This window comes from Paraburkholderia sp. SIMBA_053, assembly GCF_046534895.1.
Classification (GTDB): domain Bacteria; phylum Pseudomonadota; class Gammaproteobacteria; order Burkholderiales; family Burkholderiaceae; genus Paraburkholderia; species Paraburkholderia caledonica.
Genome location: NZ_JAWRXU010001499.1, coordinates 1 through 243, shown reverse-complemented (window position 1 = coordinate 243; position 243 = coordinate 1). Strand labels below are relative to the sequence as shown.

Here is a 243-nt window from a genome sequence, read left to right as displayed (position 1 = left end):
CGTACAGACCCGCGTCGCTCACGACGCCGACGAGCAGGCGCGCAATCTTCACGGCTGGCATCAGACCTACGACCAGTTGACCGCAGGGAGCTTTGTCGGCGGTCTCACGGAGTTGTGCCTCGACCATATGCAGGTGTTCGTGGAAACGACGAGCCACACGTTGCGGCAGACCTGCGAGGTTCAGAAAGACGCGTACTGGTTCGGCATTCCGACATGCCGCGCCGGATCGGGCCGCATCGACGC

Annotated in this window: 1 pseudogene; it reads left to right on the top strand. The window is 63.4% G+C overall.

Annotated features, from left to right (window positions below):
* Positions 1 to 243: pseudogene (locus SB753_RS40585) on the top strand (AraC family transcriptional regulator); the annotation flags it as partial.